Source organism: Algoriphagus sp., from assembly GCF_024305035.1.
In the GTDB taxonomy this organism is placed as follows: domain Bacteria; phylum Bacteroidota; class Bacteroidia; order Cytophagales; family Cyclobacteriaceae; genus Algoriphagus.
Genome location: NZ_JAMWZB010000026.1, coordinates 1 through 13,277 on the forward strand (window position 1 = coordinate 1; position 13,277 = coordinate 13,277).

12 protein-coding genes are annotated in these 13,277 nt (G+C 44.2%); 6 read left to right on the forward strand and 6 right to left on the reverse strand.

Features of this window, described 5'->3' with window-relative positions; translation table 11 throughout:
• The coding region (locus Q0L00_RS14695) for a carboxypeptidase-like regulatory domain-containing protein (RefSeq protein ID WP_297337641.1) at positions 1–1,189 on the reverse strand (1,189 nt) is incomplete at its 3' end.
• Between the two features lie 89 nt (positions 1,190–1,278).
• Positions 1,279–2,118: a GLPGLI family protein gene (locus tag Q0L00_RS14700; protein ID WP_297337642.1), complete on the reverse strand. Its 840-nt coding sequence runs from the start codon at positions 2,116–2,118 to the stop codon at positions 1,279–1,281.
• Positions 2,119–2,260: 142 nt separating this feature from the next.
• Between Q0L00_RS14700 and Q0L00_RS14705 the strand changes: the two genes are divergently transcribed.
• Entirely contained in the window at positions 2,261–3,829 is a 1,569-nt protein-coding gene (locus Q0L00_RS14705; protein WP_297337643.1) for a HAMP domain-containing sensor histidine kinase, read from the forward strand.
• The gene (locus Q0L00_RS14710; protein WP_297337644.1) at positions 3,826–4,506 is read left to right on the forward strand and encodes a response regulator transcription factor; all 681 of its coding nucleotides are present in this window, start codon (positions 3,826–3,828) and stop codon (positions 4,504–4,506) included. The genes Q0L00_RS14705 and Q0L00_RS14710 overlap by 4 nt, the downstream gene beginning before the upstream one ends.
• A gap of 375 nt (positions 4,507–4,881) precedes the next feature.
• Here the strand turns inward: Q0L00_RS14710 and Q0L00_RS14715 are convergent, their stop codons facing one another.
• The gene (locus Q0L00_RS14715) at positions 4,882–5,715 is read right to left on the reverse strand and encodes a 1,4-dihydroxy-2-naphthoyl-CoA synthase (protein WP_297337645.1); all 834 of its coding nucleotides are present in this window, start codon (positions 5,713–5,715) and stop codon (positions 4,882–4,884) included.
• A gap of 97 nt (positions 5,716–5,812) precedes the next feature.
• Between Q0L00_RS14715 and Q0L00_RS14720 the strand changes: the two genes are divergently transcribed.
• Positions 5,813–6,883 (forward strand): AMP-binding protein, encoded by a 1,071-nt coding sequence (locus Q0L00_RS14720; RefSeq protein ID WP_297337646.1) that lies wholly within the window; start codon positions 5,813–5,815, stop codon positions 6,881–6,883.
• Positions 6,880–7,308 (forward strand): DUF2141 domain-containing protein, encoded by a 429-nt coding sequence (locus Q0L00_RS14725; protein WP_297337647.1) that lies wholly within the window; start codon positions 6,880–6,882, stop codon positions 7,306–7,308. The genes Q0L00_RS14720 and Q0L00_RS14725 overlap by 4 nt, the downstream gene beginning before the upstream one ends.
• On the opposite strand, the gene Q0L00_RS14730 is transcribed toward Q0L00_RS14725, so the two are convergent.
• Positions 7,305–7,916 (reverse strand): 2OG-Fe(II) oxygenase, encoded by a 612-nt coding sequence (locus Q0L00_RS14730; RefSeq protein WP_297337648.1) that lies wholly within the window; start codon positions 7,914–7,916, stop codon positions 7,305–7,307. The two genes, Q0L00_RS14725 and Q0L00_RS14730, sit on opposite strands and share 4 nt — an antisense overlap.
• 72 nt (positions 7,917–7,988) lie before the next feature.
• Between Q0L00_RS14730 and Q0L00_RS14735 the strand changes: the two genes are divergently transcribed.
• Positions 7,989–8,741 carry a hypothetical protein gene (locus tag Q0L00_RS14735; protein WP_297337649.1) on the forward strand — a complete coding sequence of 251 codons (753 nt, stop codon included), beginning with the start codon at positions 7,989–7,991 and terminating at the stop codon, positions 8,739–8,741.
• A gap of 33 nt (positions 8,742–8,774) precedes the next feature.
• Here Q0L00_RS14735 and Q0L00_RS14740 read toward each other — a convergent pair whose 3' ends face one another.
• The gene (locus Q0L00_RS14740; protein ID WP_297337650.1) at positions 8,775–9,548 is read right to left on the reverse strand and encodes a LexA family transcriptional regulator; all 774 of its coding nucleotides are present in this window, start codon (positions 9,546–9,548) and stop codon (positions 8,775–8,777) included.
• The gene (locus tag Q0L00_RS14745; RefSeq protein WP_297337651.1) at positions 9,545–9,790 is read right to left on the reverse strand and encodes a hypothetical protein; all 246 of its coding nucleotides are present in this window, start codon (positions 9,788–9,790) and stop codon (positions 9,545–9,547) included. Before Q0L00_RS14745 ends, Q0L00_RS14740 begins: the two co-directional genes overlap by 4 nt.
• 285 nt (positions 9,791–10,075) lie before the next feature.
• On the opposite strand from Q0L00_RS14745, the gene Q0L00_RS14750 reads away from it, so the two are divergent.
• On the forward strand, positions 10,076–12,862 hold the full coding sequence (locus tag Q0L00_RS14750; RefSeq protein WP_297337652.1) for an outer membrane beta-barrel protein: 2,787 nt from the start codon (positions 10,076–10,078) through the stop codon (positions 12,860–12,862).
• Positions 12,863–13,277: the final 415 nt, after the last annotated feature.

Consider the following 13,277-nt stretch of genomic DNA (forward strand, 5'->3'; position numbering starts at 1 on the left):
TTTCCTCATTTGGAGTGAAGGTCAGGGCATATTTTAACACACCGGATTTGTTTTCTATCCTACTGGCCGAATTAAGCAATTCTTGATTGTTTTCTCCTGCGTTTAAATAGGTACGCAAGGAAGTACTTCCCAAGGTATTGTCAGAACTTGATCCGATCAAAAAGCCGGAGTGCCGCCAGTTGTTACTTGGATTGAAATTAAAATTAAAGGCTCCAAGCGAGGTCTCTAGCGAAGCTGCATTACTGCGAGTGGCCAAAGGAATACCCAGATCATCCCCACTCAACCTTAGACTTGAACCGGTCCTGCCCCCCAAACCGGCCATCCCCCCACTGAAGCGGAAGTAATCCTGTAAGGTGAAGGGTTGTTCCCCTACATTGTTGGCACCTGCAATCAGGTTCAGGTTAAGTTTTGGAGCATAGTAAAATGCATTCGTATGGGTCAAATACCTCCTCTGAGGACCAGCACCGGCGGTAATATCCCCAAAAACCATATTTTTCTTCCCCTCTTTCAATTGGACATTCAAGGCCAATGTCTCGTTGTTGTCCAGACCTCGGATGGGGGCGATTTCATTGAAATTTTTTAGCACCTGGATCCGGTCTACTGCGTTGGCAGGAAGATTTTGGGTCGCAAGCTTGGTATCCCCGTCAAAGAATGGCTTTCCATCTACCAATACCTTGTCTACTTTCTTTCCCTGCACTTTTACCTCTCCATTGTCATCGATCTGAAATCCCGGGAGCTTCTCCAAAACGTCTTCCAGCTTTCGTTCGTTTCCAGTGGTGAATGCTTCGGTTTTGTAGGTTAGGGTATCCCCTTTCATGGTTACCGGCATTTCGGAAACCACTTCCACCAAGCCCAGTTCGATATCGCTTTTTGAAAGAATGACCTGCAGGGGTGTTTCCGAATCCCAGGTTGAGATGACCCGTTCAAACTGCTGATAGCCCACAAAGGAAACCCTCAAAAGGTACTCCGGGCCCGATGTAAGCGTGACCTTAAATCGGCCTTCTTCATTGGTAATCCCAAATCCCCCGATCTTTTGGGTGCTTTGATTGATGACCACCACATTGGCATAGGCAATCGGCTGATTCAGGCTATCCAACACCTGTCCGATCAGGGGCTTGGTCTGGGACCAAGCACTTGCAGAAATCAACAAAAGAAGAAAGGCGGTGATCAGATGCTTAGAAAATGACATGGCTGTGTTTAAAAGAATGGAAATTCTGAAAGACTAAGGTTGAGATTTGTGGGTGAAGCAATTGTGGTCAAGGAACTTAGTGCTCTTGGCTAGTTCCCGATTTTAATGGTGAATTGATTCCCCTCACCGGGCTTTCCCTGGTACTGATTCATCATTTGCTTTAGTCGCTCAGCTTCAATTTCCCGAAATTCCGCTCTGGACACGAGTTTCCCTTTTTTGGGCTGTTCGATCTTGACCGGATTTGCAGCGGGGTTGAGTTCGATTCTTTCGCAGATCAGAACTCTTCCTTGATGGTGTAATTCTAGGATTAGCCCAGGCAATCCGAAATAATTCTCCGGGCCATGGGAAACGGGAATTTCAGGAGTAAACCAAGCGGTTACCTGAATCGTGTCTTTCACATTTTCCATTTCGGTCATCCCGGTAGAGAAGCGTTGGGAGTCTATAATTCTGGAAAAAGTTGCTTTTTGAGCGGTGTAATCTCCGATTTGTTTGCTTTCACCCGTGAGTTCCCATTCGGCCGGTTCCAAACGATCTTTGATCAAATATTCCTTGCCCATGATTTCCTGCTCTTGCACAAAAGATTGATCAGCAATGTTTTTGTATAACATGCGATCGCTACCTCCGCCGGTGATCACCATAGTCCTCACGCCTGAAGATGCCATGGTTGGTGCTCCTCCAAGACTTTCGGATTCCTTCCAATTGGATTCGGTTTGGGTAAAGGAAAGTATGTAATCTTTATCCATTTGCTTTTTAAGCTGGGCTTTGATTTCAGCGATTTGTTCGGATCCCATTTGGGTGGAATCCATGGAAATGGAGATTTGAGAGGAGGATCTGTAATAAGCCCTTCCGGTAATTCCCTGTGCTGTGGAATGAAGGGGAGCTAGGAATAGGAAAAATAAGAAAGCGAGTAAAAAGGGTTTAGCATTCATCGTTTCGATCGTGATTTTGATTGGAAATTCATTTTTGTTCTCGACACAAACCAAAAGAATGCAGCCTCCACAATGCGTTAAGGACTGTTAACGTGTGTTAACCCCATTTTTTTCCCCTTTTTTATACTTCTAATTTAGGGATGTGAAAAATTTACAATTCAAGCGCATAGGAATGTTGATTGGGGTGACCTTGCTGGTAAGTATAGGAGTGCAGGCTTGGCGAATGTATGCCCAGTTTGAAATTATCCAGCGTCAATTGGTCAGTGATATTCAGGAAAGTCTGGATAATGCTGTAGAAAGCTATTATGCCGAACTTGCTAAAACCAATGTGATCACCTTGACTGACAACTTGGAAATAGGACAGTCTTTCCGGCTTTCTGGTCTCGCAGATAGTTTGAGTTCTGACACGGACTCCACCTATTTCATGCAAGTCGACACGCTCAGTTCAACTGAACCTTCTACTCCATTTTTTGAACGGATTGGCAACAGCAAAATGTTGTTCAGAGCCATCGAGGGATTGGAAAATGCAAAGCCTGACTCCATTTTTATTTCCCTGGTAAGCCCCGACAGCTTAACTACTTTCCCGGGAATTGACTCGCTAAAAAACCATGCATTGGACCAGGTCAATGACTTGAAGATTTTCTTTGGTCAGGATGCAGCCGACAGTCTTTCTCAAATCCAGTTTTTGACCAAAAGAATCATCATTTCAATTACCCGAGATTCGATCGAACTGGGAAAAATACGGGAAAACCTTAAATCTGAACTCGACCGAAGAAAAATAGAAATCGATTATAGGCTGATCCAACGGGATAAAAAATCAACCTCTGATTCGTCTCTTGTACTTCAGGCTGATGCCATCAATTCCCAGGTGGTTTCGCGTTCTACCTTTCTACCCAAGGATCAAACCTTGGCACTCCAATTTGAGAATACGGCAAAAACGCTGCTGAAGCGTGGAATTTTCGAACTCCTGATTTCCTTACTTTTCCTCGGAATCATTGTTTATGCCTTCTATTACCTCTATCAAACCATCAAAAGCCAAAAGGAAATTGCTGAAATCAAGCAAGACTTAATTGCCAACATCACCCACGAATTCAAAACCCCGATCGCGACTACGCTTTCGGCCATCGAGGGTATCCAACAATTCAACCCTGAAAACGATCCCTCAAAAAACAAGAGGTATTTGGGTATTTCCAAAAATCAGATGCTCAAGTTGAATCATATGGTAGAAAAACTTCTGGAAACTGCCACCTTAAATTCAGACCAATTGGTATTGAAGAAAGAAGCCCTGGATCCAGAATCCCTTCTGCGTCAACTTATTCAAAAATTCCAGACTTTATCCCCGGAGAAATCGATCGAATTGATTTTGCCCGCCAATCCAACTCCCATTTTTGCGGATCCTTTTCATTTTGAGAACGCGATTTCCAACCTCATCGATAATGCGGTAAAATACGGCGGATCAAGGATCCAAGTCAGTCTGGATCAAAACGGAATTAACCAAGTGAGAATCCATGACAATGGAGGAAATATCAGCGCAGAACAAAAGGAACATGTTTTTGAACAGTTTTACCGAATTCCGAAAGGGGATATTCATAATGTCAAAGGCTTTGGAATCGGGCTTTACTACGTGAAAAAGATCATGGAAAAACATCAGGGAAAAATCAAGCTTGAAATAGGAAAACAAGCGACCACGTTTACCACCTATTGGCCATGAGCAAAATTAAAGTAATCCTTGCTGAAGACGAGCTGGCTCTAGGGACCATCATCCAAGAAAGTCTAGAGAGCCGGGAATTCATCGTTCATCTTTGTGGCGATGGTCAACAGGCATTGGAAGCCTACTTTCGCCAAAAACCGGATGTACTGATTTTGGATGTGATGATGCCCAAAAAAGACGGCTTTTCCATCGCAGCTGAAATTCGAAAAACAGATCCATACACTCCAATTATTTTCCTGACTTCCAAAAGTCAAACCGAAGATGTGGTCAAAGGATTTGGACTGGGGGCCAATGACTACATCCGCAAACCCTTCAGCATGGAAGAATTAATTGTTCGGATCAAAGCTCATTTGGATAAAATCCGAGTTCGTCAAAGTCAAAGTGATTGGACTCCCTTGGGAAACTATGAGTTTCATCCCACCCGGCAACTGTTGAGGTTTGCAGACCGGGAACAACCGCTTACTTCACGGGAATCCCAACTGCTGCAAATCCTTTTAGAAAATGCAAATGACATCACTGACCGCACCCTGATTCTGAATCAAATCTGGGGCTCAGATGATTTTTTCAATGCCCGAAGCATGGATGTTTTCATTACCAAACTTCGTAAAAAACTCAAGGAAGACCCGCAAATCCAGATTCTTAATGTTCGGGGATATGGATTTAAGTTGGTATGTTAGCAACATCAAGGGCAGAAGGGATAAGTCCTTGTCAAGTCATTACCTCTAGTTAGCAGGACTTATCCCCTTTCCTCTTGCCTTATTTCCTCTTTCCTTTAACCTCTTGCCTTCAGCCTACCCGTTTTTCAGGTCTTTTATTCGCTTCACTTTTGATCTCAACCCTTCGCTTTTTGGGAGCATCCGGGGGAAAAAGGAATTCAAAATTTCTCCTTCATTTCTTCCCCATGACGAGTTAGGATCATCCCAACCGGATTGAACACGGAAATCTGAGCCCTTGCAGGTAAACCAAGCAGTAGTCAAGAACCATTGATCACTTTCCTTGACCCCTGTAATCCCAAAAGGGAACAACATGTCCCGTACCTAGCCCCCCCAACGTTATGGGATCCATTTAATCTGCTTGAAATTCGGTTTTCGCTTTTCCAAAAACGCATTTCTTCCTTCCTTAGCCTCCTCGGTCATGTAAGCCAGCCGGGTTGCCTCTCCGGCAAAAACCTGCTGACCGACCATGCCGTCATCGGTTAGGTTCATGGCAAACTTCAGCATTTTGATGGAAGTTGGTGATTTTTCCAAAATCTCCTGCGCCCACTGATAAGCTGTAGCTTCCAGCTCTTCATGTGGAATTACTGCATTGACCATCCCCATTTCATAGGCTTGTTGCGCAGAATAGTTTCTTCCCAAAAAGAAGATTTCTCGGGCTTTTTTCTGCCCGACCATTTTAGCCAAATAAGCAGAGCCATAGCCCCCATCAAAACTGGTGACATCAGCATCGGTCTGCTTAAAAATCGCATGCTCCTGACTGGCCAAAGTCAAATCGCACACCACATGCAAACTGTGTCCACCACCCACAGCCCAACCCGGAACCACGGCAATGACTACTTTGGGCATAAATCGGATCAGACGTTGCACTTCCAGAATATTGAGCCGGTGGTACCCGTCCTCCCCCACATAGCCCTGATGACCTCGTGCCCGTTGATCTCCTCCGGAGCAAAAGGCCCATTTTCCATCTTTAGGAGAAGGACCTTCCCCGCTGAGCAAAACCACTCCGATGGAGGTATCTTCCTGGGCATCGTAAAAAGCATCGTACAATTCTGCGGTGGTTTTGGGACGAAAGGCATTGCGGACTTCCGGTCTATTGAAGGCAATCCGGGCAACCCCATTACACTTTTTATAGGTGATATCTTCGTATTCTTTGGCAGTGATCCACTCCATAATTTTCTTTTTGGTTAAAAATCTGATTTTTTTGCAAGATAACAGGCTTGTTCGAAATTTGTTGACCTGCTAACCCGCTTCGCTTTTAAAATAACCCATGTTCCAACTTCAGTTTCAAGACAGGCTCTTTTCCTCGCTGGAGGACTTTACAGAAGCCAAGCCCCTGGGTAACCCAGTCGCAGATCAAGCCATGGCCTTTTGTCGAGCTTGGCTTTCGGGAAAGGAAGAATTTCAGCAGTTCACCTCAGGGTCCACCGGACGGCCAAAAGAAATACTCATCAACCGAACGCAAATGAAAGCCAGTGCCCAGGCTACGGGCGCTTTTTTTGGAATGGATGAAGAATCACTTCTTTGCTGCTGCCTTCATCCGGCCTATATCGCAGGCAAAATGATGCTGGTCCGAGCAATGGAATGGAATTGCCCGGTGATCTTGATTCCGCCCAGTTCGGATCCCCTTTCCGAACTTGCCGAGGAAAGAATTCCCGACTTAATTGCCATGGTCCCCCTTCAGATTCAGCAAAGCCTCCAAAATCCTATCTCACTGCTCAAGCTGAAAAAAGTCAAGCAGGTGATTATCGGCGGAGCGCCGCTAAGCGCTCCGCTAAAATCAGAACTGATTTTGAATCAGATTCAAGCCTATCAAACCTACGGAATGACAGAAACCGTATCCCATATCGCTTTGGCAAAAATTGGGACCGGTGAGTTAATTTATCAAACCCTTCCTGAGGTAGAAATCGGAGTGGATGATCGCCAGGCCTTGTGGGTAAAAAGTCCCATGAGCTTAGGGGAAAAAATCCAGACCAATGATGTGGTCCGACTCGGATCTGCCCATGAATTTCAATGGATTGGACGAACCGATTTTGTGGTGAATTCAGGCGGAATCAAACTGCATCCCGAGCGAATCGAATCCAAAATCGAAGAAGCGGTAGTGAGCCATTTTCCGAACGCCCGTTTTTTTTTAAAAGGAATCCCAGATCCTAAATTTGGTGAAAAACTGGTCCTCATTATTGAATCGGCAGAGAAAAACGAAATTCAGGCAAACCATTTGCTCTCTCAACTCACCGAATTGCTTCCCCCCTATGAATGTCCGAAGGCAGTCTATTTCCTGTCGGTATTCAGTCAAACAGGAAGTGGGAAAATTGACCGTAACATGAGTATTCCGCAATGATTAACCTGCTAATTTCTCTTTTTATCTGGATGCAAAACCCAGTGATGATGCCTCAAACTGGCTCCATCAATTTGACTATTCACCGCATCGACTCCAATCAAGGACTGATTAGAATTTTGGTTTTTTCCAGTTCGGAGGGATTCCCCGAAGATCCGAATCAAGCGATCACCTCACTTTCCATTCCCATCAAAAACGGGAAGGCTAGCACTCAAATCAAGGATCTTCCAAAAGGAAAGTATGCGATTTCCGTATTTCATGACCAGGATGAAAATGGAGAACTGAAAAAAAACTCCCTCGGTTTTCCAAAGGAGAAATATGGTTTTTCCAACAATCCTACCAACAAATTCTCCATTCCCGAATTTGAACGCTGCGCGGTGTCCATTTCAGGCGATCAGGTCAAAAAAGTTGACATCAAACTTCGCTAGGGAATCGTACGAAGCCAACCGGTAATGCTGTTCCGCTCCTTTTTGGTTGGCAGGACCTCATGGGGGATTTCCCCACTGAGAAAAACCACCAACCGACCCGGCATCGGCAGAACGTCCAAAACTTCTTCTTTCCCGTTCTCTCGGGGCAAATACATGCGAAGCGCTCCCTCGTCTTCCGGTGTCCACAGGTCATTGACATACAGGATTACGGTCACTGCCCGGTAAGGGACCTGCTGAAATTGATCTAAATGCCGCTTATAAAAAGACCCGATCGGATAGCGTGCAAAATGGGCTTCAAAAGACTGAAGCCCTAAAAAGCATCGTCGATTGAGTGCCTGTTTGATTTGTTCAACCCGCTGCCAATATTCAGCCTGCAGAATACTCAACTGGCTTGGCTCCATCCACAGCACTTCATCACTGCGAATCTCGGGCTTCACCTGTTTCTGATCCCCTGTACCGATAGCGGCCTTACGAAACTTTCCGCTTTCCAACAGATCAGTTTGCTCATCAAAAAGGGCTTTACGAAATATCTCATCCACAAAGTCATCTAGGACAGCATAGGAGTCTTCATAAATGCCAGAAACGATCCGATCCAGATATTCTTCCATGAAAATGGGTTTGAGTTGCAAAGTAAAAGCTTAATTGCTTGAAAAAATATACTTTTGTGCAAAGCTTAAAAAATGAAGTCCTCTAAAGAAGATATCCAAAAATTAACTCTCGAATACGACTCAGGAATTATCCCTCCTCCCTACAGCCATGTTTTCCACTTGGAGTTGGATTGGAGTCAATCCTTCCTTCAAGTCAAGCTTGACCTGCATTACACCGACCGGGATGAACTCAGCGAGCAGGAGATTTTGGATGAGGGATTTACACTGGCCGACGATTATCACTACGAAGGAGAGTTGAATTCCATCTGGATCAGCCCTATTAAAGAGTTACTTTCAGATACCAAATGGTCTCCACGCCAACTCGACGAAGGAGGAATTATCCTTTACTTGAATGATGAATCGGTTCCCAAAACTCCGATCAGACAGGAGATCTGGCAGCTGATGGCTCAAGATCTCATTCAAGCCATTTACGAAACCACCAAAAAAGAAGCTCCCCTTCAGATCAATTATCGATTGGTCACCAAAGAAAAAACGATCGATTGCACCATTACGGTTAATTTTTCGAACCGAACCGTGATCTTAGATCAAGGCGGAACTACTGAAACCCTCAACTGGGATTACTCCATTCAGCTGATGAAATTGATTTTCACCCCAGACTATCATTATGAAATCGCAAAAGAAGAGCCGGGAACCAAACGCGGTGCTTACATAGATTGCGGAGATGGGCTATGGCATGAGTTGGGAAAAGGAGTAGTCAATATCGATCCGGCTTTTGACGCGGTAGGAAAAATCCAACAACGCTTTGAAGATATGCTACTCGATTAGGTCTGAAATCCAGTAAGCCCAATTCCCTAGGAGTTACTTCTTCAGTTTCTGCAAATCGAGTTGGATGTCCCGGATCATTTCACCCAAATCCTCCAAACTCAATGCTTTCTTTTTGTCTCCAGGGTTCGGAAAATCAGTACTGATAAACGCTTTAGCTTCCCAAACCTCCAAGACATCCTCTCCCTTGACCTCATAGGGTTTGTAATGCTCATTGTCCGAGACCAAAAAAAGCTTACCGTTTTCCTCCAAATAATTAAAAACCCGCTTGTACACCACTCCTTCGGTTTGAGTGACCAGAATGTAGGTTCGCCCGCTCCTAATCGACCAAAGCTGATCCACATAGGCCCCAATCACTATGGTACCGGGAATCAGTGGAAGCATGGAATCTCCAGCCAGTTCAAATGCCCGATAGGTGGCTTGCTTGGAGAGATTGGGCAGATGAAATTGGGGCAATTGCTCCATATACTCCGGATCTGCAAAACCATTGAGATAGCCTGCTGAAGCTTTTTGACCGACTAGGGTAATATTTTCATTGTCGTTTTCATCCGCTGCAATGGTCAGGATGTTAATTCCCCGGTTTTGCAAGGCTTTTCTACCCAGACTTTCAATGTCATGCTCCAAAAGCTCCTCAATTCCAACTTCAAGGAAATCTGCAATTTGTTTAAGTGTCCCCAGCTTAGGCTCTGACCGTCCGTCCTCGTAGGCCGAAATCATAGTCCGCTGGACTTCAAGCTTTTCAGCCAGTTCACTTTGCGTGATGCCTTTTTGCTTGCGTAAAAACCGAAGGTTGGAAGCTAAGTAACTCATGCCGAAAAGAGATAAAAATTATGATCCTCCGAAGCGGGCTCTATAGGAAAAAGCGGGTTGATATTCTGTCTTGCCGCCAGTCGGTGTTGAATTTCGGCTATAATTTCACCCACTGGCTTGGGTTCAGAAATCAACAAATAGCCGTATTGGGGCTTCTGTTCATCTTCTAGGAAAAATTTAACCTGACAATTTCCAGAGGCCAGGTTCTTGGTCGTAATGTTGATTTTTTCGCTTGTTTTCATATCTTCTAAGATTCAGGACACTAAGATAAAAATGTTGTTTTTATAAACATAGCAGTGACATAAAAATAAACATTGTTTTCTGACAAGAATTGTCATAAAACTTCAGATTTTCTTCAAAATTCTATAATATATTGATATTCAATAGCTTTTACATGATCGGTTAACAATTCATTTGCTCTATTGACCGCTTAGCCAAAAAGGGAAAACATTTTGATGGCAACTTACTTGTTTTGTAGTGGAGTTAGGGAAAACTACCACCATGGCTCCGATCCAAAAACCAACTATATGAAAATTTATTTTACCCTTGTTCTTGCCTTAGCGCTGAGTTTATCCGCTTCCGCCCAGCGGTATTCCATTGTAGGAAAAATCCAAGAAGCCGGAAGTTCAAATACGATTCCCAATGCCACCATTCTCCTACTCAATGATGAAGATTCGAGTCAAGTGGATGGAATTATTTCTGATTTGGAAGGAAGATTTGAACTTAAAGAGGTTCGTGAGGGAGATTATTTGCTTAAAGTCCAGTATCTGGGCTACGAAAATTATTTCAGGTCGCTGAGCGTCTCTCAAAATTTGGATTTGGGTACCATCTCCATCCGACAAGAAGATACCGACTTGGAAGAGGTTACCGTACAGGCCAGACGATCCACTAGTCAAAATAAATCCGACACGACCCTTTTTAATGCCGACGCCTTCAAAACGATGAAGGATGCGAGCGCACAGACCCTTTTGGAGAAAATCCCAGGAGTTACTTCCCAAGATGGAGCCCTTCAAGCCCAAGGTGAAAATATTGGCCAGATTCTGGTCGATGGAAAGCCATTCTTTGGCACCGATGTACGAACTGCCCTTCAAAACCTCCCTGCAGAGGTAATTCAGGGGATTGAGATTTTTGATCAATTGAGCGAAAAAGCCAGACTCAGTGGTTTTGATGATGGAGAGCGTCTTAAAACGGTAAACATCATCACCAAACCGAACCGCAGAAAAGGGCAGTTTGGTCGGGTTTCGGCAGGCTATGGAACCGATGACCGGTATCTTGCGGGTGCCAGCATCAATGATTTCAGTGGTGACCGCAGAATCACGATCACCGGACTATCCAATAATGTCAATGTCACCGATTTCTCCTCAGACCCCAATGCCCAAGACAATGCCCGACCACAAAACGGAGTAATCAACACCAATATCCTCGGAATGAACTATACCGATACCTGGGGAGATAAAATTCAGGTAACCGGTAGTTATTTATATTCCTCTAGAGAAAACATCGGTCAGGAAATCCGTTTTCGGGAATTTGTGACCAGCGACGATTCGGATCAGCTCTACGATGAAGTAGCCAACGATGTCCGGGTAAACAACCGTCATCAATTCGACATGCGCTTGGAATATGATATCGACGAAAAAAATCGAATCGTATTTATCCCACGATTTTCAGCACGATTTGAAACGGAGAATTCCGACTTCTCTGGGGAAACCTCCAATGGATCAAGCCTGATCAATACCGTAGAAAACATGCGGACGGCAGAAAATCGGGATTTTGATATTTTCAACCGGATTTTTTACAGTCATAAATTTGACAAGCCGGGACGAACCTTCACCTTTAGAGGAAGAATAAGTGAAAACTGGAATGAGGACCGTGCCAATCGATTGGCAACCAACCAATACTTTGTTCCTGAACCACGAACCGAAATCATCAATCAACAAATCAATCGGGATCGAAGTGGTTCTTCCTGGGAAACCGGAGTTTCGTTTACCGAGGCCTTAAGTGAACGAAGCCAACTGGAACTCGAATACGAAATCGGAAACCGACTCAACGACTCCGATCAATTGATTTTTGATGTCTTTGAAGAAGATCCCACTCAGCCGGAATTTGTTCTTGACACCACGCTGAGTAATACCTTTGAAAGTAAATTCCTGACTCAGGAGACCGAACTGGGATACCAATACCAAACTGAGAAAGTGAGGATGCAAGCCGAGGTTCAATACCAAAATGCCAAGCTGGATAATACGCAAGGCTTTCCAGATCCTTTTGAGCTGAATCGAAGATTTGAAAGTATTCAGCCCTCTTTAAGATTCAATTATCAAATCACTGAAAATACCAGTCTAAACTTCGATTACGATACGCGGGCCAATGAACCTGGACTTCGCGAGTTGCAGCCGGTAGTGGACAACTCCAATCCGCTTCAACTGTATGTGGGTAATCCGGGATTGAATCAATCCTTTGCCCATCGCTTTAGAATGCGATTCCGAAGCAACAACCCGGAAACGGACCAGTCTTGGTTCCTGTATGCATTTTCGTCTTTTGTCAATAATACGGTAGCCAACAGTTCCTTCATTGCCGATGAAGCTACGGAAATCCAACCCGGAATCATCCTTGAGCCCGGATCTCAGCTATTCAGCCCAGTTAACTTAGATGGATATTGGGATTTCAGATCTTGGTCCAGTTACGGAATGCCTTTGGATTTTATCAAGTCCAATCTAAACATCAATGCAGGAGCGGGATATACCAAGCGTCCGACCTTGGTTAACAATGAATATGGATTTAATAACTCCAGAAGACTCAGCACCGGGGTTTCGCTAAGCAGTAATATTAGCGATCAAATTGACTTCAACCTTTGGACGCGATTGTCTTTTAACAATGTTGAAAATACCCTCAATCCAAACCTGAACAATAATTTCTTCAATCAGCGAGCCCGAATCAATTTTAATTGGATCATCTGGGAAGGGTTTATTTTCCGAACTGACATCAATCATCAGGTCAATAAAGGACTTTCTGAAGGATTTGATCAAAGCTTTACTTTGGTGAATATGAGTTTGGGTAAAAAGATTTTCAACAATCAGCGGGGAGAGATTTCAGTCAATGTGTATGACCTTTTCCGTCAAAACAATAATATTCGACGAAACATCACCGATACCTACATCGAGGATATCCAATCCAATGTCCTTCAACGCTACTTTATGCTGACCTTCTCTTACAACATCCGCCGCTTTGCCAAAGGAACCAGTGAGGAAGATTATCGGGACCTGATGGATTCTGGGGATGAGGACCGCAGAGGGGGTAGAAGATATGACAACCTATAAGCAACCTTCTGTTACTAGAAAGTGGAATGATTAGGGTGTTTCACAGGGATAGAACCCGTACGCTTTATTAAGTTAAAGGATTTAAAATCCAAGAAAATTAATCTAGCCTACTGGTTCTATCCCCCTTTTAAATTTTTGACCGAGTTGATCAACTTTTCCTAAAACTTCAACCACTCTTGTATCATAAACTTTGAATTGTTTTGATGAGCGTCTTTAAACTGGATTGCTTCGGAGCTTCCGAAATCCAGTTTTCTATCAGGTCGAGATTCAAACTTCGAATTTTTTCTACGTCAATTCACCTGTCCTCCGTTAAAAACTCGATTGCCTGTTTCACACTTCTCAAATCCAGCCTCCTTGTCAAAACAATTTTGTCACAAACCGCCTTTTCTGGTGAAGCCATCATCACTGCCTGCTT